19 protein-coding genes are annotated in these 19,219 nt (G+C 70.8%); 14 read left to right on the forward strand and 5 right to left on the reverse strand.

Going from position 1 to position 19,219, the window contains the following annotated elements:
* Positions 1-5 precede the first annotated feature (5 nt).
* Positions 6-770, reverse strand: a complete 765-nt coding sequence (locus ACGFMK_RS05320; protein ID WP_392758575.1) for a choice-of-anchor P family protein — start codon at positions 768-770, stop codon at positions 6-8.
* 368 nt (positions 771-1,138) lie between these two features.
* On the opposite strand from ACGFMK_RS05320, the gene xrtP reads away from it, so the two are divergent.
* A complete protein-coding gene (gene xrtP / locus ACGFMK_RS05325; RefSeq protein ID WP_392758633.1) occupies positions 1,139-1,654 on the forward strand; it encodes an exosortase P in 516 nt (171 codons plus the stop codon).
* 44 nt (positions 1,655-1,698) lie between these two features.
* Complete coding sequence (locus ACGFMK_RS05330) at positions 1,699-3,027, forward strand: glycosyltransferase family 2 protein (RefSeq protein WP_392758635.1); 1,329 nt, start codon at positions 1,699-1,701, stop codon at positions 3,025-3,027.
* A 61-nt stretch (positions 3,028-3,088) separates the two neighbouring features.
* On the opposite strand, the gene ACGFMK_RS05335 is transcribed toward ACGFMK_RS05330, so the two are convergent.
* Positions 3,089-4,978 carry an N-acetylmuramoyl-L-alanine amidase gene (locus ACGFMK_RS05335; RefSeq protein WP_392758577.1) on the reverse strand — a complete coding sequence of 630 codons (1,890 nt, stop codon included), beginning with the start codon at positions 4,976-4,978 and terminating at the stop codon, positions 3,089-3,091.
* Positions 4,979-5,305: 327 nt separating this feature from the next.
* On the opposite strand from ACGFMK_RS05335, the gene groES reads away from it, so the two are divergent.
* Together groES and groL are read left to right on the forward strand one after the other, a co-directional pair.
* On the forward strand, positions 5,306-5,599 hold the full coding sequence (groES, locus tag ACGFMK_RS05340; protein WP_007031106.1) for a co-chaperone GroES: 294 nt from the start codon (positions 5,306-5,308) through the stop codon (positions 5,597-5,599).
* Between the two features lie 98 nt (positions 5,600-5,697).
* Positions 5,698-7,311, forward strand: coding sequence for a chaperonin GroEL (gene groL, locus ACGFMK_RS05345; protein WP_392758579.1), 1,614 nt, complete (start codon positions 5,698-5,700; stop codon positions 7,309-7,311).
* 139 nt (positions 7,312-7,450) lie between these two features.
* Here groL and ACGFMK_RS05350 read toward each other — a convergent pair whose 3' ends face one another.
* Positions 7,451-7,753, reverse strand: coding sequence for a WhiB family transcriptional regulator (locus tag ACGFMK_RS05350; RefSeq protein WP_323329581.1), 303 nt, complete (start codon positions 7,751-7,753; stop codon positions 7,451-7,453).
* Between the two features lie 250 nt (positions 7,754-8,003).
* Here ACGFMK_RS05350 and ACGFMK_RS05355 point away from each other — a divergent pair, with 250 nt between their 5' ends.
* The 5 genes from ACGFMK_RS05355 to ACGFMK_RS05375 all read left to right on the forward strand — a co-directional run bounded on the left by ACGFMK_RS05355 (position 8,004) and on the right by ACGFMK_RS05375 (position 12,512).
* The gene (locus tag ACGFMK_RS05355) at positions 8,004-8,942 is read left to right on the forward strand and encodes a MerR family transcriptional regulator (RefSeq protein WP_392758637.1); all 939 of its coding nucleotides are present in this window, start codon (positions 8,004-8,006) and stop codon (positions 8,940-8,942) included.
* A gap of 80 nt (positions 8,943-9,022) precedes the next feature.
* A complete protein-coding gene (locus tag ACGFMK_RS05360) occupies positions 9,023-9,877 on the forward strand; it encodes a hypothetical protein (protein WP_392758581.1) in 855 nt (284 codons plus the stop codon).
* A gap of 131 nt (positions 9,878-10,008) precedes the next feature.
* The gene (locus ACGFMK_RS05365) at positions 10,009-10,605 is read left to right on the forward strand and encodes a response regulator transcription factor (protein ID WP_003073605.1); all 597 of its coding nucleotides are present in this window, start codon (positions 10,009-10,011) and stop codon (positions 10,603-10,605) included.
* Between the two features lie 395 nt (positions 10,606-11,000).
* On the forward strand, positions 11,001-11,573 hold the full coding sequence (locus ACGFMK_RS05370) for a sigma-70 family RNA polymerase sigma factor (protein ID WP_026468912.1): 573 nt from the start codon (positions 11,001-11,003) through the stop codon (positions 11,571-11,573).
* Complete coding sequence (locus ACGFMK_RS05375; protein ID WP_392758584.1) at positions 11,574-12,512, forward strand: anti-sigma-D factor RsdA; 939 nt, start codon at positions 11,574-11,576, stop codon at positions 12,510-12,512.
* A gap of 61 nt (positions 12,513-12,573) precedes the next feature.
* Here ACGFMK_RS05375 and ACGFMK_RS05380 read toward each other — a convergent pair whose 3' ends face one another.
* Entirely contained in the window at positions 12,574-12,969 is a 396-nt protein-coding gene (locus ACGFMK_RS05380) for a DUF5319 domain-containing protein (protein ID WP_392758586.1), read from the reverse strand.
* Positions 12,970-13,098: 129 nt separating this feature from the next.
* Between ACGFMK_RS05380 and guaB the strand changes: the two genes are divergently transcribed.
* The 4 genes from guaB (at position 13,099) to ACGFMK_RS05400 (ending at position 17,041) form a co-directional block, all read left to right on the forward strand.
* Entirely contained in the window at positions 13,099-14,610 is a 1,512-nt protein-coding gene (guaB, locus tag ACGFMK_RS05385; RefSeq protein WP_392758587.1) for an IMP dehydrogenase, read from the forward strand.
* A gap of 192 nt (positions 14,611-14,802) precedes the next feature.
* Complete coding sequence (locus ACGFMK_RS05390; RefSeq protein ID WP_392758590.1) at positions 14,803-15,333, forward strand: hypothetical protein; 531 nt, start codon at positions 14,803-14,805, stop codon at positions 15,331-15,333.
* A 3-nt stretch (positions 15,334-15,336) separates the two neighbouring features.
* The gene (locus ACGFMK_RS05395) at positions 15,337-15,831 is read left to right on the forward strand and encodes a hypothetical protein (RefSeq protein ID WP_392758592.1); all 495 of its coding nucleotides are present in this window, start codon (positions 15,337-15,339) and stop codon (positions 15,829-15,831) included.
* Positions 15,832-15,907: 76 nt separating this feature from the next.
* Positions 15,908-17,041, forward strand: coding sequence for a GuaB3 family IMP dehydrogenase-related protein (locus ACGFMK_RS05400; protein WP_323329588.1), 1,134 nt, complete (start codon positions 15,908-15,910; stop codon positions 17,039-17,041).
* Here the strand turns inward: ACGFMK_RS05400 and ACGFMK_RS05405 are convergent.
* Positions 17,025-17,228 (reverse strand): DUF397 domain-containing protein, encoded by a 204-nt coding sequence (locus ACGFMK_RS05405; protein WP_392758594.1) that lies wholly within the window; start codon positions 17,226-17,228, stop codon positions 17,025-17,027. The two genes, ACGFMK_RS05400 and ACGFMK_RS05405, sit on opposite strands and share 17 nt — an antisense overlap.
* Positions 17,229-17,391: 163 nt before the next feature.
* Here ACGFMK_RS05405 and ACGFMK_RS05410 point away from each other — a divergent pair, with 163 nt between their 5' ends.
* The gene (locus ACGFMK_RS05410) at positions 17,392-19,104 is read left to right on the forward strand and encodes a GMC family oxidoreductase N-terminal domain-containing protein (RefSeq protein ID WP_392758595.1); all 1,713 of its coding nucleotides are present in this window, start codon (positions 17,392-17,394) and stop codon (positions 19,102-19,104) included.
* Positions 19,105-19,219: the final 115 nt, after the last annotated feature.

Below are 19,219 nucleotides of genomic sequence, written 5' to 3' on the forward strand. Positions count from 1 at the left end.
CTCACTCAGGCCGTGCGGCGGTTGCGGAGGATGCGCGTGCCGACCGGCAGCGCGATCGCGCCGAGCAGGCCGAGCCCGACCCACAGGCCGGCACCGGACGCCAGCGGCATCGGCGGCGCGGCCGGGCCGCAGGTCGCCGACGACACGATGACGTCACCCGAGCCGAGCGCGCCGACGACCCCGCCGAGCAGCTTCACGTGGAGGGCGTTGACCGTGAGGCTGCCGTCCTTGTTCTGGATCTGCTCGTTGAGGATGATCGTCGCCACGTTGACCAGGCCGATGGCCACCTTGATCTGGGTGTTCGGCGCCGGGTTGGCGTCGACCGCGCCGATGCTGCCGAGCTTCGCGTCGGCCAGCGTGCTGCTGCCCTTGACGCCTTCCTGGGTGGCGGTGCACACGGCTTCGACGGTCTTGATCCCGACGGTGCCGAGCGCGGCCTTGAGCAACGGCAGGCCGACGTCGGCGGTGGTCGCCTTCGCCGTCACCGCGCCGGAGTTGTCGTCGCGCTTGGCCTCGGCGGTGATCACGCCGGCGGTCAGGATCCCGGCCGCGTTGGCGCTGGCCACGGTGCTCGTGGTCGGTCCGGCGGTGCTGGCGGCCGCGAGCGGGCCGACGTTCACGGCGGGCTGGCCGAGCAGCGTCACGTTGACCTTGACGCCGTAGGCCGAACCGTCGCCGGGGGCCGCCGAAGCGGGGGCGGCGCCGGCGAGCACGACGCTCGCCACGACCGCGGCGAGCAGTCCGCCGCGTCGCACGAGGGAGCTCTTCATCAACTGATCCTCCGAATTCGCTGAGTTTCCCGGGGGTTGGATTCACGTGACTGCGGGCGCGGATGCATCCGGCTTGCCTCGATTCGGCACGCGAATCGACTATCGCCAAGACCGCCGCGAATAGCACACCAAATTTGGCGAATCACCGGATCGGGTAGTACTACGGAACATTCCCCCAGGTCGAATCCGGCATCACCCGGACGGCCTAGCAAGTTCGCGGCCGAATCTGCCGAATGGCCGCCCAAACCCCACCTCCGGGTGGAACCGCGGGGCGGTTGTGACTTACGCTCGCCCGGGGTCCGCAGCTTGAACGAGAAATCGTCTCCGAGAGGAAAGTCGTGGCCGTAGCGAGCGCACCGAACGCAGGGATGACGAAGTTTCCGCTGGTCGTGGCGCTGGGAGCGCTGGCGGCCGCAGGTGTGGCGCTGGTGCTGGCCGAGCGGTTCTACCGCGAACTGGAAGTACGGCTCGCGGGCGCGATCCTCAACGTCATCACTACATCGGGTGTTTATTTAGCGCCCGATCGAGAATCTGTTTACTTTGGGTTGAGTGGCGCTACTCCGTTCGGGTTGAGAATGACGCCGGAATGTTCGTCGGCGTTCCTTTTGCTGCCACTGCTCGTTGTCACTATGGCCATGCTGTACTTCCGCCCCGCCAACGCGAAGCGGCTCTTCTTTTCCCTTGGAATTTCCGCGATCGTCGTCGTGCTGGTGAACCAGCTGCGCATTCTCACGATCGTCGGGCTGGTGCACGAGTACGGCACCGACGAGGGTTACTACTGGGGCCACACCCTGCTCGGCTCGATGGTGAGCGTGTTCGGCGGCGCCGTCTCGCTCGTGCTGTTCGTGTGGCTCGCGACGCGCAAGCCGAAGGCCGTCGCGTGAGCGTCAAGGTCCTCCTGGCGATCACCCAGGCGTTCGCGCTGACCATGAGCGTCGCGTTCCTGGTCTACGTCGTGCTGATCGTGGTGCCGTACCTGCGCCGCAAGCCCGCCCCGGTCGGCGACCCGGCCGACTTCACCTGGCACTTCTTCGTGCCGTGCCGCGACGAGCAGACCGTCATCCGCGAGACGATCCGCTACCTGCGCACGACGTTCCGGCACGCGCACGTCTGGGTCGTCGACGACGACTCGGAGGACCGCACCGCCCGCGTCGTCCGGATGCTGTGGCGGCGCCACGGCGGTTACGACCCGTACCTGCACCTCGTGCCGCGCGTCCGGCCCGAAGCCCGGACCGGCAAGGGTGACGCGCTCAACGCGGCCTACCGGGCCCTGAACGACTGGATGGGACCGGAGGCGAACCGCGACGACGTCGTGGTCGTGGTGGTCGACGCCGACGGCCGCCCGGCGCCGAACTGCCTGGAGGTCTGCGCGGCCGACCACCTCTTCGGCGACCCGGGGATCGGCGCGGTGCAGCTCGACGTCTGGATGAGCAACGTCGAGACCCCGCCACCGACGCGCAACCCGGCCGGCCGCTGGTTCGGCCTGAAGCTGGCGCAGCTGCAGGACCTGGAGTTCCGGACGGCGATCGCGGCGATCCAGACGTCACGCGGGTTCACCGGCACGATCTCGATGGGCGGCAACGGCCAGTTCACCCGGCTCACGGCGCTCGACTCGATCGCCGGCCCCGACGAGCAGCCGTGGCGCGGCTCGCTGCTGGAGGACTTCGAGCTCGGCGTCCACCTGCTCACCGAGGGCTGGCGCACCGGGTTCACCCCGGATTCCCATGTGGCGCAGGAGGGTCTGTACAGCCTGCGGCGGTTCCTGGTGCAGCGCACCCGCTGGGGCCAGGGCACCATGCAGTGCGCGCGGTACCTGCGGCGGATCTGGGACTCGCCGCACGTCAGCACGCTCGGCGCGGCGGAGATGATGTACTACCTCGCCCAGCCGTGGCTGCAGCTGCTCGGGTCGCTGCTGTACCCGATCCCGTTCCTGCTGCTGGTCTTCAGCACCGCGGGCGACCCGGTGCAGATGTGGACGTGGTTCACCGGCGGCGCCTGGATCCTCTTCGCCATCTATGGCTCGTTCGGCCTGCTGCCGTTCCTCGTCTGGGGCCCCGTCTACCAGCTGAAGTGCCTGCGCAGCAGGAACATCCTGCGCGGCATCGGCCTGGGCTTCGCCTACGCGGCGTACATCTACACGTTCTACGTGACGTCGTGGCGGGCGTTGTTCCGCCTGATCCGCGGCCGCAACGGCTGGGCGAAGACCCGCCGCAACACCGAGCAGTCCGCTGGAGCGAAGGTCGCGCTGGACGCCTGAAATCCGTGAAGGCCACCTTGAGGGACTCAGAGTCCCTCGAGGTGGCCTTCACGGCATTTGGCTAGAACGCGGGCAGGAACCGGACGTCGTCCGCCTTGACGAAGGCGATCCGGTGCCCGAACTGGATCTGGACGTACTTGAGCTTGCCCTTCACCACCACGTGGTCGGCGACGTCGAACGTCGTCGCCGAGTAGTACTCCGACCCGACCACCCCGGCCGACGAGTACTTCTGCCCGGCCGCCAGCGTGTACGGCAGCGGCGTGATGGCCTGCGGCGTGAGGTTCGCCGGGTAGGCCTCGGGTTCGGGGTACGCGCGGCCGTACACCGGAATCGTGGCGAGGCCGGGCTTCGGCGTCACCACGAGCCCGATCGCGGGCTTCGCGACGCTCGCCTTGCGCGGGTTGTGGAACCAGCCCTTCTGCCCGAGGTACCAGATCGCCGTCCAGTCACCGCTGGTGCCGGCGACGGCGTACTTCTGCCCGGTGGCGGCCCGGCTGCCGACGTCCGCGACGTCCATGGTGGACGGCGTGCCCTTGGGGTGCAGGCCGACGTCCACGAGCAGCGGCGAGGACTCGGAGGGCTCCGAGTGCAGCACCACGGCCTCGGAACCCCTTGGCGCGCAAGGCGTTCCGGCGGAGTCGCAGCCGGTGAAGGCGGGCTGGTTCTTCGCGAAGTCCGGGTCGATCGTGACGAGCGACGAGCCGGGCAGCCCGAACCCGCCGAGCGGCGCGCCCAGCAGGTCGAAGTAGTGCGACCAGTCCCAGTAGGGGCCCGGGTCCCAGTGCATGCCGGCGATCGTCGACGGGATCGTGCCGGGCACGTTGTCGTGGCCGATGATGTGCGCGCGGTCGAGCGGGATGTCGTACTTGCGCGCGAGGTAGCCGACGAGCTTCGCGCTCGAGCGGTACATCGCCTCGGTGTACCAGGTGCCCTTCGCGGCGAAGCCCTCGTGCTCGATGCCGATCGACTTGGCGTTGATGTACCAGTTGCCCGCGTGCCAGGCGACGTCCTTGGTCGGCACGTGCTGCGCGATCAGCCCGTCGGCCGAGCGGACGGTGTAGTTCCAGCTCACGTACGTCGGGTCCTGCGCGAGCTTGAGGACGCTGTCCCAGTAGCCCTCGGTGTCGTGGATGACGATGTGGTCGATCTTCTGGCTCGCCGGCCGGTCGGCGAGGTCGTGGTTGCCGTAGTCGTTGTTCGGCAGCTCCTGGTAGGGCGCCGGCGCGGACTCGCAGGTGACGGTCCGCGGGCACTCGACGTTCGCCGGGTTCGCCACCTCGGCGTGCTTGGGCGACTGCAGGTCCGGCGTGGCGGCGAGGGTGACCTCCTGACCGTCGTCGGTGGTCCGGCTCACCCCGCTCTTGATGGTCTCGAAGACCTCGTCGGCGAAGGTCTGCCCGGCGGTCTGGTCGGCCCCGCCGTACCGCGCGACGGCGTCGTACCAGTCGGTCTGGTTCTCGCCGAGGTGGTACTTCGCGAGCAGCGCGGCGCCGCCCCGGATGTTCTGCGTGGTGTCGGTACGCAGGGTCTTCGCGTCGGTCTTGAGCAGCTGCGCGGCCTCGTCGACGGTCTGCAGCCCGGCTTGCGGCGGCACGTCGGGCCCGGCCTGCGGATGCAACGCGGGCCGCGCGTCGTCCCCACGCGGGTCCTCGCTGCCGACGTCGTGATGACTACCGGCGACCCCGGCTTCCCGCAGGTCGGTGAGGTGCATGGGCCCGTACCCGGCGGCGGTGCTGGGCGTCCCGCCGTTGAAGTCCCACCGGGACTCGAGGTAGGAGACGCCGAGCAGGACGTCGAGCGGAACCCCGAACTCGGCAGCCGCGGCGGCGAAGTCGCGTTGCCGCTGATCGGTGGTCGCGGCACGGGCGGGCGCGGTGGCGAGCCCACCGAGCAGGGCGACGGCAGCGGCCAGCGCCGCCGTTCTGGAGAGCGAACGAAACGACATGGGCATAAACCCCCAGGGTTCTGGTGCCAGGTGGTGAGAACCTAACCAGAAACTCACGCCGGGGGTAAGGGTGGTCGCCGCTCCTCGTCTTCGACGGTTCGACACCGGAGAGCCGGGCGTTGTCCCCGGCTGCCGGGTTGTGCGCAAAGGGGCCGGTCAGGGCACCTCCACCTGGGCGACACGGGCCTAGGACCACCCTCCTTGCGAAGCTGGCACTCCCGTGGCTAGAGTGCTAATCGCACGGCCCGACAGCCCCGGCACCCGCGACGGCGGGGGTGGTAGAGCCGTAACCACATCCTGCCAACGCTTTCGACGACCGTGGAGGTCAACCCGGTGAGCGTGAACATCAAGCCGCTCGAGGACAAGATCGTTGTCCAGACGAGCGAGGCCGAGGAGACGACCGCTTCCGGCCTCGTCATCCCCGACACCGCCAAGGAGAAGCCCCAGGAGGGCAAGGTTCTGGCCGTGGGCCCGGGCCGGATCGACGACAAGGGCAACCGCGTCCCGCTCGACGTTTCCGTCGGCGACGTCGTCATCTACTCGAAGTACGGCGGCACCGAGGTCAAGTACAACGGTGAGGACTACCTCATCCTGTCCGCCCGCGACGTGCTGGCCGTCATCAACTGACGTCCGCTCGCAGCGCATGACGCCCCGGGCCCCGCACAACGCCGGGGAGCGGGGCGTTCTTGCGTTTCAAAGACACCGAAAGGTAAGCGGAACACGCTATGCCCAAGCAGATCAGTTTCGACGAGGACGCTCGTCGCGCGCTGGAGCGCGGGGTGAACAAGCTCGCCGACGCGGTCAAGGTCACCCTCGGCCCGCGCGGTCGTCACGTCGTGCTCGACAAGAAGTTCGGCGGCCCGACCATCACCCTCGACGGCGTGACCGTCGCCCGTGAGATCGAGCTCGACGACCCCTTCGAGAACCTCGGCGCCCAGCTCGCCAAGAGCGTCGCCACCAAGACCAACGACGTCGCCGGCGACGGCACCACGACCGCGACCGTGCTCGCGCAGTCGCTGGTGAAGGTCGGCCTGCGCAACGTCGCGGCCGGCGCGAACCCGACCTCGATCGGCCGCGGCATCGAAGCCGCCGCGGCGAAGGTCATCGAGGTCCTCAAGAGCAAGGCCACCCCGGTCAAGGGCCGCGAGAGCATCGCCCAGGTCGGCACCGTGACCTCGCGCGACGCCAACATCGGCGCCCTGCTCGGCGAAGCCGTCGAGAAGGTCGGCGAAGACGGCGTCATCACCATCGAGGAGTCGTCGACCCTGGCGACCGAGCTGGTGATCACCGAGGGCGTCCAGTTCGACAAGGGCTTCCTCTCGGCGCACTTCGCGACCAACCCGGAGGAGCAGAAGGCGATCCTCGAGGACGCCTACATCCTCCTCGTCCGCGAGAAGGTCTCGTCGCTGGCCGAGCTGCTGCCGGTGCTCGAGAAGGTCGTCGAGGCCAAGAAGCCGCTGCTGATCATCGCCGAGGACGTCGACGGCGAAGCGCTGTCCACCCTCGTGGTGAACTCGCTGCGCAAGACGATCACCGCGGTCGCCGTCAAGGCGCCGTTCTTCGGTGACCGCCGCAAGGCGTTCCTGGACGACCTCGCGTTCGTCACGGGCGGCGAGGTGATCTCCGCGGAGATCGGCCAGAAGCTGTCCGAGACCGACCTGAGCTCGCTGGGGAAGGCCCGCCGGATCGTCGTCACCAAGGACGACACCACGATCGTCGACGGCGGCGGCAGCAAGGACGTCATCCAGGGCCGGATCGCGCAGATCCGCAAGGAGATCGAGACCACCGACTCCGACTGGGACCGCGAGAAGCTGCAGGAGCGGCTCGCGAAGCTCGGCGGCGGCGTCGCGGTGATCCGCGTCGGCGCGGCGACCGAGACCGAGCTCAACGAGCGCAAGCACCGCATCGAGGACGCCGTGGCGGCGACCAAGGCGGCCGTCGAAGAGGGCATCCTGCCCGGCGGCGGTTCGGCGCTGGTCCACGCGGTCAAGGAGCTCGAAGGCGGCCTCGGCCTCGAGGGCGACGAGGCGACCGGCGTCCGCATCGTGCGTGACGCGCTGTCCGCCCCGCTGTTCTGGATCGCCACCAACGCGGGCCACGAGGGTGCCGTCATCGTCAACAAGGTGCGGGAGCAGAGCTGGGGGCACGGCTTCAACGCCGCCACCGGCGAGCTGACCGACCTGCTGGCCGCCGGCATCGTCGACCCGGTCAAGGTGACCCGGTCCGCGGTGGCGAACGCCGCTTCGATCGCGCGCCTGGTGCTGACCACGGAGAGCTCGATCGTCGAGAAGCCGGCCGAGGAAGAGCCCGCCGCGGCGGGCCACGGCCACTCGCACTGACGCTCGGCACGTCCGGACACGAGAACGGGGCGGCATCCCGCAAGGGGTGCCGCCCCGTTCCCGTCCCGGACCTGGAACACCCCGGGAAGCACGGAGGGCGGCACCCCACCCGGTGCCGCCCTCCGTTGTTCGTGGCCCCTCAGCCGCCGGACATGGTGAGGGTGCGCTTGTCCGCCTTGATGAGGTGCTCTCGCTCGGACTCGGAGAGCCCACCCCAGATGCCGTAGGGCTCGTGCACCGCCAGCGCGTGGCTGCGGCACATTTCGAGGACGGGGCAGCTCAGGCAGACCGCTTTCGCCCTCGCCTCCCGCCGTGCCCGCGCCGGGCCGCGCTCGCCGTCCGGGTGAAAGAAGGACGCACTGTCCATCCCCCGGCACGACCCCTCCAGCTGCCAGTCCCACATGTCGGCGTTGGGGCCCGGGAGCCTGCGCGTGTCTGCCATCGTGACCCGCCTCCGTCATTCGGTCGATGCCGCTAGCTGCTCTGCTGTGGTGCCGATACTCCATTCGGTGCAACGGCGGTAACGTTAGAAGCGCGCCAATAGTTGTTCAAGCGATTCGGGGCGATGTCAGCCGTTAGGCATCCCCCGGATGTGTGAGCGGGGGTTTTGCCTCCGGTTGCCGACCTGGGTGAGTGCCTGGATATTGAGGCTCGTGGGAGCTGGGTCGGGTACCGAAGAACCCACCCTGCCGGTGGCCTCGGTCGCCCGCCGGCTCGGGGTCGCGCCGTCCACCCTCCGAACGTGGGACCGGCGCTACGGACTGGGCCCCAGCCGCCACACGGACGGCCGCCACCGCCGCTACGGCACCTCCGACATCGGCCGGCTGGAACTGATGCAGCGAGCGCTCCTCAGCGGCGCTTCGACGGCGGAGGCCGCGCGGTACGCCCTCGAGCAGATCCCGCGCTCCGGGCCGCCCCAGCCGGAGGAGCCCGGGAAGCCTCCCGAAGCCGACCCGGCCGACGACGGCCACGAGGTCCGGTCCCGGCTCGCCCGGCGGCTCAGCACGGCCGCGCTCGCCATGGACGTCCACGCCGTGCAGCACATGCTCGCCGACACCATCACCGAGCTCGGGGTGCTGCCCGCCTGGACGGGCGTCGTCGAACCGGTGCTCTCGGCGCTCGGTGCCCGCTGGCGCGGGGCCAGCGCGGGCGCGGAGGTCGAGTACCTGCTCACCGAGTGCGTGTTCGCGGCCCTCGTGCGCGCCACCCCGGTACTGGACGAGCCCCGCAACACCCGGCCGGTGCTGCTCGGCGCCGCCCCGGACGAACGCGACACGATGCCGATGTACGCGCTCGCGGCGTCGCTCGCCGGCCGCCGGATCGGCGCCCAGCTGTTCGGGGTGCCGCTGCCCGCCGACGTCCTGGCGGTGGCGGTGCGCCGCAGCGCCCCGGCGGCGATCGTCCTCTGGGCCCACCGGCGCGGGGTGGCGGACACGCGCCTGTTCGCGCGGGTCTCCCGCGGCCGTCAGCGCAGCAGGCTGTTCGCCTGCGGCCCGGGCTGGGACCCGGCCACGCTGCCGGAGAAGGTCGAGCTGCTCCCGGACCTCCCAGGCGCCGCGGACCGCATCGAGCACGTCCTGGTCGGCGCCCGCCCGGCTCGAGCCCTCCACGGCCCGCCTGGGACGCCGTGAGGGGCATCCTCGGGGAGCGGCCGCGTGCCCAAGCCCACTTCGATCACGTTCTTGTCGGTGGGACCCGCTAGAAAGGACGGGTGCACGAACCCGCCCTGCGGGCCGCCGCCTTCGGGGGTGAGCCGCTGCCCGATCCGGCCGTCCTCCGTGGCGCCCGGAGCCCGGTGGAGCGCCTGCTCGCGGCGATCGTCCTCGGTGCCCAGGGCCGGTACGCGGCCGCCGCGACCCTCCTCGGCCCGCTGCGCTCGGCGAAAGACCCCCTTCTCGGCTCCCTTGCCGCCAGCACCCTCGCGGCGCACCGGCGGCAGCTCGGCGGCCACGCGAACGCCCGCGCGCTCGACGGTGAGGCTTTCGCGCGAGCCGCCGGCCTGACAACCGAGCCGGACCCGGACGGCCTGGACGCCGCCGGTGCCCGGGCCGACGCGCTGCTGGGCCTGGCCGCCGACAACCTCGCCCTCGGCCGGCTCGCCGCCGCCCGGCGGCTGGCCCAACGGGCCGCCGGCCAGCACGCCGGGTGGCGGGCGACCGTCCGGGGCGGCTGGGTCGGCGCGGAGATCGAGCTCGCCGCAGGTCAGGGTGCCGCCGCCGTGGCGCCCGCCGAGCGCGCATTCGAAACCGCCGTCGCGCGCGGGGCGCGGCGGCACGCGGTCAAATCCGGGATTGTGCTGGCTGTGGCCGTGCGGGCGGCCGGGGCGCCCGATCACCGGAAGATTTCGGACGACCTTGTCGGAAAGGCAATGGCGACGGCCGAAGAATGCGAACTGCTTTCACTTTTGTGGCCGGCCGCCCTCGTCGCGGCCGACCTGCGCCCAGGACACGCCGAGGAGTATCGATTCAGAGTGGCCCAGGTGTTGCACGCAGTGTTACGAAGCGCAGATCCTTGCGGGAGGAGGATCGCGGAGGATTCACCATGGGTCCCCGCCCCGGGTGGTTGAGCCGTCGGAATGGGGTGTTCCGGCATCCGGGCTAAGAAGTTTCAAAAAAAGCCACCGGATCGTGTCAAGGTTCGGGCTAAAGCGTCCGATAGGGGAAGTGGAATGTCACCCGGCTGCAGGAAGGAAACCCCGTGACGACGGTCTTGATCTGCGACGACCGACGCAGTGTCCGTGAAGGGCTCACCCGAGTGATGTCCGCGGTCCCTGGGGTCAGTCGCATCGACTGCGTAGCGCACGGTGACGAGCTGCTGGCCCGGTACTCCCGTCAGCCCGTCGACGTCGTGCTGGTCGGGACGCAACGCGCGGTCCCGACAGGTGTCGAAGCCACTCGACGGCTCGTCTCCGCGAACCCCCAGGCGAACGTCATCGTGTTCGGCGCCCCCGACGACGCGGGCAGCATCGCCGCCGCGATCGCCGGCGGTGCCCGTGGCTACCTCCGCTGGGACGCGTCCCGGCCGGAGCTGGTCGCCGCACTGGCCCACACCCTCGCGAGTACCTCGGTGCCCGCGCCCCGTCAGCCGTCCGACCCGGGCGTCCAGCTGACCGAGCGCGAGCTTCAGGTGCTCCGTGGGATGAGCCAGGGCAAGAGCAACGGCCAGATCGGCCGCGAGCTGTACCTGTCCGAGGACACGGTCAAGACCCACGCCCGCCGGCTGTTCCGCAAGCTCGGCGTGCGCGACCGCGCGCAGGCCGTGGCTCACGGCTTCCGCCGCGGCCTGGTCAGCTGACCGGTTCCACGGCACTCTCCTCGATCCTGACACGGCCGGAATACAGGTGACGACGGGCCAGGGCGCACCGCCCTGGCCCGCACTTGTGTGGTCCCCATCACACTCCGGCGCCCTTCGGGGCAGCCCCCGGGGCGCTCTGCCGCCCTGGACCCGTCCGCTCGACGGGAACTCGTACCCGTGACACGCGTCGCTCGTTGATTCGACGACATCGACCGCGGGTTTCAGAAGCTAATCCGTATTTCGCGGCGCCGGGAGGCGCGGCGCGCCCGGGAGTACCGCGCGTGCCGCTCCGAGGCCGGCCGAAGGTACGGTAGCGGTCACCGGTGCGCGGCTGAGGGCAACCGCGGGCCGCACTCTTTGCTCGCCTACACGTAACACTGGGACTGTTGTCTGCGATGGCCAATGTGGGGGATGGACTGGATGAACCGGTCGCCGCTGCTGTCGAGGGAGATCCCCAGGCGGTGGAGCGGCTGCTGGCTGCTATCCGTCCACTGGTAGTGCGGTATTGCCGCGCTCGGGTTGGCAGGCAGGAGCGATCGTTCGCTTCGGCGGACGACGTTGCGCAGGAGGTGTGTCTCGCGGTGCTAACGGCATTGCCTTCGTACCGTGATCAAGGGCGCCCTTTCCTGGCCTTCGTCTACGGGATCGCCCAGCACAAGGTGGCCGACGCGCACCGCGCGGCGGCTCGCAACCGCGCCGAACCGGTCGCCGAGATCCCCGACGAGGTCGAGGGTGGCGTCGGTCCCGAGCAGCGGGCGTTGCAGGGTGAGCTGAACGAGCGGATGTCCCAGTTGTTGCAGGTGCTGCCGGACAAGCAGCGGGAGATCGTGGTGTTGCGCGTGGTCGTCGGCCTGTCGGCGGAGGAGACCGCGGACGCCGTGGGGTCGACCCCCGGCGCCGTCCGCGTCGCCCAGCACCGCGCGCTCGCGCGGCTGAGAAAGGTCCTGGCCGCGGAGGAGGTGATCTGAGTGACCGGTCACGAGAAGGGTTTCGAGCCGGAAGACGTCTGGGGCGATGGCCTGTCGGGCTCGGAGGCGGAGTTCGCCGCCGACTTGACGGCCGTGCAGGCGGACGACGCGCTGCTCGACGCGCTCGGCGGGTCCGATCCGGCCTTGGCCGACGGCCTCGGCGACCAGGAGCTCAACGCGTTGCTGGTGGCGTGGCGAAGAGACATCGACAGTGAGCCACTGGCCGAACTCGTCGACGTCGACACAGCCGTGCGCACCGTCAACACCGCCGCGCTCGCGCAGCGGCACTCCTCGAGCGGACGCCGCCGCAGGCTGCTCGTCCCGGTCGCCGTCGCCGCCGCGGTGCTGGCGATCGCCTTCACCGGGACCGGGCTGGCCGCGCGCTCCGCGGAACCCGGCGACACGCTTTGGGGCCTCGCGAAGGTCCTGTACTCCGATCACACCCACTCGGTCGAAGCGGCCGCGAACGCGAAGCTCGACCTCGAGAAGGCGAACCTCGCCCTCGCCGGGGGCGACCTCGCCACCGCCCGCCAGGCCCTCCAGGACGCCCAGACCGCGTTGTCCCAGGTCAGCGACGAGGACAACCGCGACCAGCTGATGGAGCAGCACCGGCAGCTCGCCGCCCAGCTCCACGATCCGGAAGCGCCGGTGCAGGGCCCGACCCAGACCACGTCGACGCAGGTGCCGCCCGGCGGCTCGGCGACGCAGGTGCCGCCGGCCGGCTCGGCGACGTCCATCCCGGGCAGCGGCAGCGGCACGACCAGCCTCCCGGGCACCGGGACGCCGACCCCGACGCCCCCGCCGCCGACCACCGACACGCCCACGCCTCCGCCGCCGACCACCCCGACGTCGACGGCCGCGAGCGGCAACGACCCGGGCACCTCACCCCGCAGCGAGACCGCGGGCGGGGCCGCGCAGGGCGTCGGCGACACTCCCTGACAGACCGAAAAGAGCCCTGGTGAGCAAGCTCACCAGGGCTCTTTTGTTCGGTCGGGAGCGCTCAGTACGCGCTTTCGTTCGCCGTCACGCCGTCCGCGAAGCCACGGCAGTAGTCCCAGCTGACGTAGTCGCCGGGGTTCGGGTCGTAGGCGGGCTCGTGCGGGCGCATCCGCCCGTCGGCCAGCAGCTGCTCCAGGCTCGCCCGCAGCAGGTGCCAGTCGTGGTAGTGCGGTTCGTCGCACTCGCCGCAGTCCACGACGATCCCGCGGACCCCGCGAGGCTCGAGAAGCGCCTGGTAGACGGCCAGATCCGAGAGATCGGCCAGCAGCTCGGTGCGTTCTTGGTCGCTGATCGGCTCGTCCAGCCGTTCCTCGCTGTCGAGGAACGCGCGGGCCGGGTCGTCCGGGTCGTCCGCGAACGGGTCCGGAGGCAGAACGTCATGCGCCACGGCCTGCACGCTACCGGTCGGTCCTCGCGGCTCGCCCACCACCCGGGGCGGGGGCCGGGCCCGGATATCATGAGGGGAAGGCTCCGAGTCGCCCCGGCGACGCCGCTCACCCCGCGCCAGGAAGGCCCTTCACCCGCTATGACCAGCGACGGCATCACCGCCCCCGTTCCGGCCAAGTTCGCCATGCTCGGCCTGACCTTCGATGACGTGCTGCTGCTGCCGGCGGAATCGGACGTCGTTCCCAGCACGGTCGACACCGGCACCCGGCTGACCCGGAACATCACGCTCGGGGTCCCGCTGGTGTCCGCGGCGATGGACACCGTCACCGAGGCGCGGATGGCGATCGCCATGGCCCGCCAGGGCGGCATCGGCGTGCTCCAGCGCAACCTCCCGATCGACGAGCAGGCCGCCGCCGTCGAGGTGGTGAAGCGGTCCGAGGCCGGCATGGTCACCGACCCGGTCACCTGCTCGCCCGACGCCACGCTGGCCGAGGTCGATGCCCTGTGCGCGAAGTTCCGCATCTCCGGGGTGCCGGTGGCCGACGCGTCCGGCACGCTCGTGGGCATCATCACCAACCGCGACATGCGGTTCGAGGTCGACCACAGCCGCCCGGTGTCCGAGGTGATGACCAAGGCGCCGCTGATCACCGCGCAGGTCGGCGTCTCGGCGGACGCCGCGCTCGGCCTGCTGCGCCGGCACAAGATCGAGAAGCTGCCGATCGTTGACGGCGCGGGCAAGCTGCGCGGCCTGATCACGGTCAAGGACTTCGTGAAGACCGAGCAGTACCCGAAGGCCACGAAGGACCCGGACGGCCGGCTGATCGTCGGCGCCGCGGTCGGCGTCGGCCCGGACGGCCACAAGCGTGCGATGGCCCTGGCCGACGCGGGCGTCGACGTCCTGATGGTCGACACCGCGCACGGGCACTCCCGCGCCGTCGTCGACACGGTCTCGCTGCTGAAGAAGGAGCTGGGCGACGCCGTCGACATCGTCGGCGGCAACGTCGCGACCCGCGCGGGCGCGCAGGCCCTGGTCGACGCGGGCGCGGACGGCATCAAGGTCGGTGTCGGCCCGGGCTCGATCTGCACCACCCGGATCGTCGCCGGGGTCGGCGTCCCGCAGATCTCGGCGATCTACGAGGCCGACCAGGCCGCCCGCCCGGCGGGCATCCCGGTGATCGGCGACGGCGGCATCCAGTACTCCGGCGACATCGCGAAGGCCATCGCGGCCGGCGCGTCCACGGTGATGCTCGGCAGCCTGCTGGCCGGCACCGCGGAGGCGCCCGGCGACCTGATCCTGGTCAACGGCAAGCAGTTCAAGGTCTACCGCGGCATGGGTTCGCTGGGTGCCATGCAGTCGCGCGGCGAGGCGAAGTCGTACTCCAAGGACCGCTACGCCCAGGACGACGTGCTCAACGAGGACAAGCTGGTCCCCGAGGGCATCGAAGGCCGGATCCCGTTCCGCGGCCCGCTCGCCAACGTGGTGCACCAGCTGGTCGGCGGCCTGCGCGCGGGCATGGGCTACGCCGGCGCCGAGACGATCGCGCAGCTGCAGGAAGCGCAGCTGGTCCGGATCACGGCGGCCGGCCTCAAGGAGAGCCACCCGCACGACGTCACGATGACCGTCGAAGCTCCCAACTACACCACCCGCTGAGCCGCCGATCGCGAGCGGTGGCCCGCGCCACCGCTCGCGACCTGCCCTGATTACAAGATCGCCGGTGGTTCGAGGCCGGATGCCCCCGTCCGGCCGCAGGTAGGGGCCTCTTCGGGCGAACCTCGTAACCCAGAGTGCTTACGGTAACTGGCCTATCGCCTTCCGTGGCCACCGTGGTGTGCACTGGACGCCATGACGGTCGGCCGCTTCACGCGCGTGCTCCGCAGGGTGTTCTTCACGGCTGTCGCGCTCGTCTCGCTGTTCCTCGGCGGCGTGGTCTGCCTCATGTGCCAGGTGCTCGCCGGCCGGGACGCGCCCACCTACCGCGTCGACGGGCACGTGGTGTCCCACGAGCAGGGCGAGTTCCCGGTCGGCGGGGACGGCGACGCCGTGCCGCACACCGTCGGCATCGACGCGGCCGGCGGGCGCCACTACGACATCACGACCGTCGGGCCCGGCCTCGACCTGCCGCCGGGGCAGCCGGTCGCGCTCGACGTCTCGACCGTCGACGGCTCCATCGCTTACCTGCGCGCCGGCGGCGGCGTGCTCGACCTGCGGGCGGGGGTGATCCGGCCGGTGCTGCTGATCGTCGCGTCACTGCTGGCCCTCGGCGCGGTGTACTTCGGCGCGGTCCGGCTCAACCTCTACCCACCGTTGGCGACCTGGCTGGCGCTGGCCCTGGGGGCCACGCTGTCGCCCGTCGCCGTGTTCGTCCGGGTGTGAGCCGTGGACGTCAGGCCGGCGTTGTGGGCGCTCCTCGCCGGAGCGGCGCTCACCCTCGCGGCCTTCTGGTGCCTCCAGTCGGCCGGTCCGGCCGGCTGGGAAGAAGCCGTGGTCGAGGTGGCGGACTCCGGGCCGTCGACGCTGAGCACCGAGCCGGGTGCGGGCGAGGACCAGAAGCGCCACCTCGTCCTCCGCACGGCGTCGGGCGAGCAGTTCGACGCCTGGGGCCGGGACCGGCACCTCGGCCAGCCGGAGGGGAGGTGGCTGCGGGTGGAGATCTCCGAGGTCGGGCGGGAGGTCCAGGCCATCGAGGCCGACGGCGTGCGGACCGCCGTCGACTCCAGCGATCTCGGCGCCTTCTGGGCGGTGTTGATCGGCGGTGGGCTGCTACTCGGCGCACTCGCCGCGTGCACAGAGGCGAAGCGCCCGATCCTGGCGGCGGCGGGCATGGTGGCCGGGCTCGGAGCCGGTGCACTGCCCGTGTTGCTGCTGTTCTAACCCCCGTGTGCGGGTCACCCACGCGGACTAGCGACAATGGGGCACGGCAGATTGTCGTCGTCGGAGGAGGCTTCACGTGCGGGACCTGGTCGAGATCGGGATGGGCCGCACCGCGCGGCGGGCGTATGACCTCGACGACGTCGAGATCGTGCCGTCACGGCGGACCCGGTCGTCGTCGGTGGTGTCCACCTCGTGGCAGATCGACGCCTACCGGTTCGACCTGCCGCTGGTCACGCACCCGACGGACGCGATCGTCTCGCCCGGCACCGCGGTCGCCGTCGGCGAGCTCGGCGGGCTGGGCGTGCTCAACGCCGAAGGCCTGTGGGCCCGGCACCCGAACGTCGAGGACGCGATCTTCCAGCTGGTCCGCGCGGCCGAGGACGTCGAAGACCCGACCGCGGTCGGCCGCGTGCTGCAGGAGCTGCACGCCGCGCCGATCCGGCTCGACCTGCTGACCGAGGCGATCAAGACGGTCCGCGAGTCCGGCGTCACGGTGGCCGCGCGCGTCAGCCCGCAGCACGCCGCCGAGCTGACCCCGGACCTGATCGCGGCCGGCGTCGAGATCCTCGTCGTGCAGGGCACGATCATCTCCGCCGAGCACGTGCAGCGCGACGCCGAGCCGCTGAACCTCAAGGACTTCATCGGCCGCCTCGACGTCCCGGTGATCGCGGGCGGCGTCAGCGACTACCGCACGGCGATGCACCTGATGCGCACCGGCGCGGCCGGCGTCATCGTCGGCCACGGGTACACCCCGGGCGTGACGAGCACCGACCGCGTGCTCGGCATCGGCGTCCCGATGGCCACGGCGGTCATCGACGCCGCGGCCGCCCGCCGCGACTACCTCGACGAGACCGGCGGCCGCTACGTGCACGTGCTGGCGGACGGCGGCATGACGACGTCGGGTGACATCGCGAAGGCCATCGCGTGCGGCGCGGACGCCGTCATGCTCGGCTCACCGCTGGCCGCCGCGTCGGACGCGCCCGGCCAGGGCCTGTACTGGACGGCGGCCGCGGCCCACCCGTCACTGCCGCGCTCGCGCGTGGCGGCCGGGCCGGACTACGCCGTCGACCTCAAGACCCTGCTGTTCGGGCCGTCGTCCGACGCGGAGGGCGTGGTGAACCTCTTCGGTGCCCTGCGCCGGGCGATGGCGAAAACGGGTTACTCGGACTTGAAGGAGTTCCAGCGGGTGGGGCTCACCGTCCGCCGGTGAGGTGGGCCACCAAGGCCGTGAAGGCCTCCACGGGGTAGACGAGGACCGGGCGGGCGGCACCGAGTGCCGCCTGCTTGGTGTCCCGCACCCCGACGACGCCCGGCGCGGAACCGATCTCCACGCAGGCGTTCTCTTCGAAGTGACTGTGGCTCGACTTGCGCCAACCGGTGAGCTTGTGGGGGCCCATGGCGGTCCCTCCCGGAAATCGTGTCCCGCCGACGGGTCTCGCCGGCGTGAACATCGAGCTACTCTTTGTATACCCACAATCACTTTCCGAGAATCGTGCAGACGGGTGACTGGCCAGTAACTTACCTCTGGTCAGGACGGGAACCCCGGGTTACGCTCAAGGTGTGACTGCCAGTAACACCACCACCAGCGCAGATGGTTTCGACTACGACGTCGTCGTGGTCGGATCGGGGTTCGGCGGCAGCGTCGCGGCGCTGCGGCTCACCGAAAAGGGCTACCGCGTAGCCGTCGTCGAGGCCGGGCGGAGGTTCGCCGACGACGAGTTCGCGAAGACGTCCTGGGACCTCAAGCGCTACCTCTGGGCGCCGCAGGTCGGCTGCTACGGGATCCAGCGCATCCACATGCTCAACGACGTCATGGTGCTCGCGGGCGCCGGTGTCGGCGGCGGGTCGCTCGTCTACGCGAACACGCTCTACCGGCCGCTGAAGCCGTTCTACGCGGACAAGCAGTGGTCGCACATCACCGACTGGGAGTCCGAGCTCGCGCCGCACTACGACCAGGCCAGCCGGATGCTCGGGGTCGTCACCAACCCGACCATCACGCCGTCGGACGTCGTGATGCGCGACGTCGCGAAGGACATGGGCGTCGGCGACTCGTTCCACCCGACGCCCGTCGGCGTCTACTTCGGCAAGCCCGGCGAGAAGGCGGCGGACCCGTTCTTCGGCGGTGCCGGTCCCGCACGCACCGGCTGCACCGAGTGCGGCGCCTGCATGACCGGCTGCCGCGTCGGCGCGAAGAACACGCTGGTCAAGAACTACCTGTACCTCGCCGAGCAGGACGGCGCGCAGGTCATCCCGCTGACGACGGTCACCTCGGTCCGGCCGGTCGCGGGTGGTTACGAGGTCGACCTGAAGAAGACCGGGACGACCTCCCGCCGGTTCCGGACGACCATCACCGCCGAGAAGGTCGTCTTCGCCGCGGGTACCTGGGGCACGCAGAACCTGCTGCACAAGCTGAAGGACACCGGCACGCTGCCCGCGCTTTCGCGCCGGCTCGGCGAGCTGACCCGGACGAACTCCGAGGCGATCATCGGCGCCGCGCGCACCGACGTCGACGAGAGCCGCAACTTCAGCCGCGGCGTCGCGATCACGTCGTCGATCCACCCGGACGAGAACACCCACATCGAGCCGGTGCGCTACGGCAAGGGCAGCAACGCGATGAGCCTGCTGCAGACCATCGCCACGGACGGCGCCTCGCCGGTGCCGCGCTGGCGGCAGGCCGTGTCGTTCATGGTCAAGCACCCGCTCCAGACGGCGAAGCTGCTCAACGGCTACCGCTGGAGCGAGCGCACGGTGATCCTGCTGGTGATGCAGAGCCTCGACAACTCGATCACGACGTACACCAAGCGCGGGCTGTTCGGCCGCCGCAAGTACACGTCGAAGCAGGGCCACGGCGAGCCGAACCCGAGCTTCATCCCGGCGGGCCACGAAGCCAACGAACGCACGGCCGACCGCATCGGCGGCCTCGCGGGCGGCACGTGGGGCGAGATCTTCGACATCCCGCTGACGGCCCACTTCATCGGCGGCGTCCCGATCGGCGCCACGGCGGACGAGGGCGTGATCGACCCGTACCACCGGGTTTTCGGCTACCCGGGCCTGTCGGTGGTCGACGGCGCGGCGATCACGGCGAACCTGGGCGTGAACCCGTCCCTGACGATCACCGCCCAGGCCGAGCGAGCGTTCTCACTCTGGCCCAACAAGGGCGAACCGGACGCCCGGCCGGCGCAGAACTCGGGGTACACGCGGCTGGAGCCGATCGCGCCGAAGAACCCGGCGGTCCCGGCGGACGCCCCGGCGGCCCTGCGCCGGTCCTCCTGACCGTCGCCCGTGCCGCGACGGACGACACGCGTACTTGGCTGGACGACACGCGTACCTGGGCGGACGACACGGCACCCTGACCCGGGTTCCGTCGTGTCGTCCCCCGGGGTACGCG

This window comes from Amycolatopsis sp. NPDC049252 (genome assembly GCF_043197175.1).
In the GTDB taxonomy this organism is placed as follows: Bacteria; Actinomycetota; Actinomycetes; order Mycobacteriales; family Pseudonocardiaceae; genus Amycolatopsis.

Bases quoted from the DNA above. Each gene is read 5' to 3' on its own strand.
- ACGFMK_RS05320 (WP_392758575.1), bottom strand. From the start codon at position 770: ATGAAGAGCTCCCTCGTGCGACGCGGCGGACTGCTCGCCGCGGTCGTG.
- xrtP (WP_392758633.1), top strand. From the start codon at position 1,139: ATGACGAAGTTTCCGCTGGTCGTGGCGCTGGGAGCGCTGGCGGCCGCA.
- ACGFMK_RS05330 (WP_392758635.1), top strand. From the start codon at position 1,699: ATGAGCGTCGCGTTCCTGGTCTACGTCGTGCTGATCGTGGTGCCGTAC.
- ACGFMK_RS05335 (WP_392758577.1), bottom strand. From the start codon at position 4,978: ATGCCCATGTCGTTTCGTTCGCTCTCCAGAACGGCGGCGCTGGCCGCT.
- groL (WP_392758579.1), top strand. From the start codon at position 5,698: ATGCCCAAGCAGATCAGTTTCGACGAGGACGCTCGTCGCGCGCTGGAG.
- ACGFMK_RS05350 (WP_323329581.1), bottom strand. From the start codon at position 7,753: ATGGCAGACACGCGCAGGCTCCCGGGCCCCAACGCCGACATGTGGGAC.
- ACGFMK_RS05370 (WP_026468912.1), top strand. From the start codon at position 11,001: ATGGCCAATGTGGGGGATGGACTGGATGAACCGGTCGCCGCTGCTGTC.
- guaB (WP_392758587.1), top strand. From the start codon at position 13,099: ATGACCAGCGACGGCATCACCGCCCCCGTTCCGGCCAAGTTCGCCATG.
- ACGFMK_RS05390 (WP_392758590.1), top strand. From the start codon at position 14,803: ATGACGGTCGGCCGCTTCACGCGCGTGCTCCGCAGGGTGTTCTTCACG.
- ACGFMK_RS05405 (WP_392758594.1), bottom strand. From the start codon at position 17,228: ATGGGCCCCCACAAGCTCACCGGTTGGCGCAAGTCGAGCCACAGTCAC.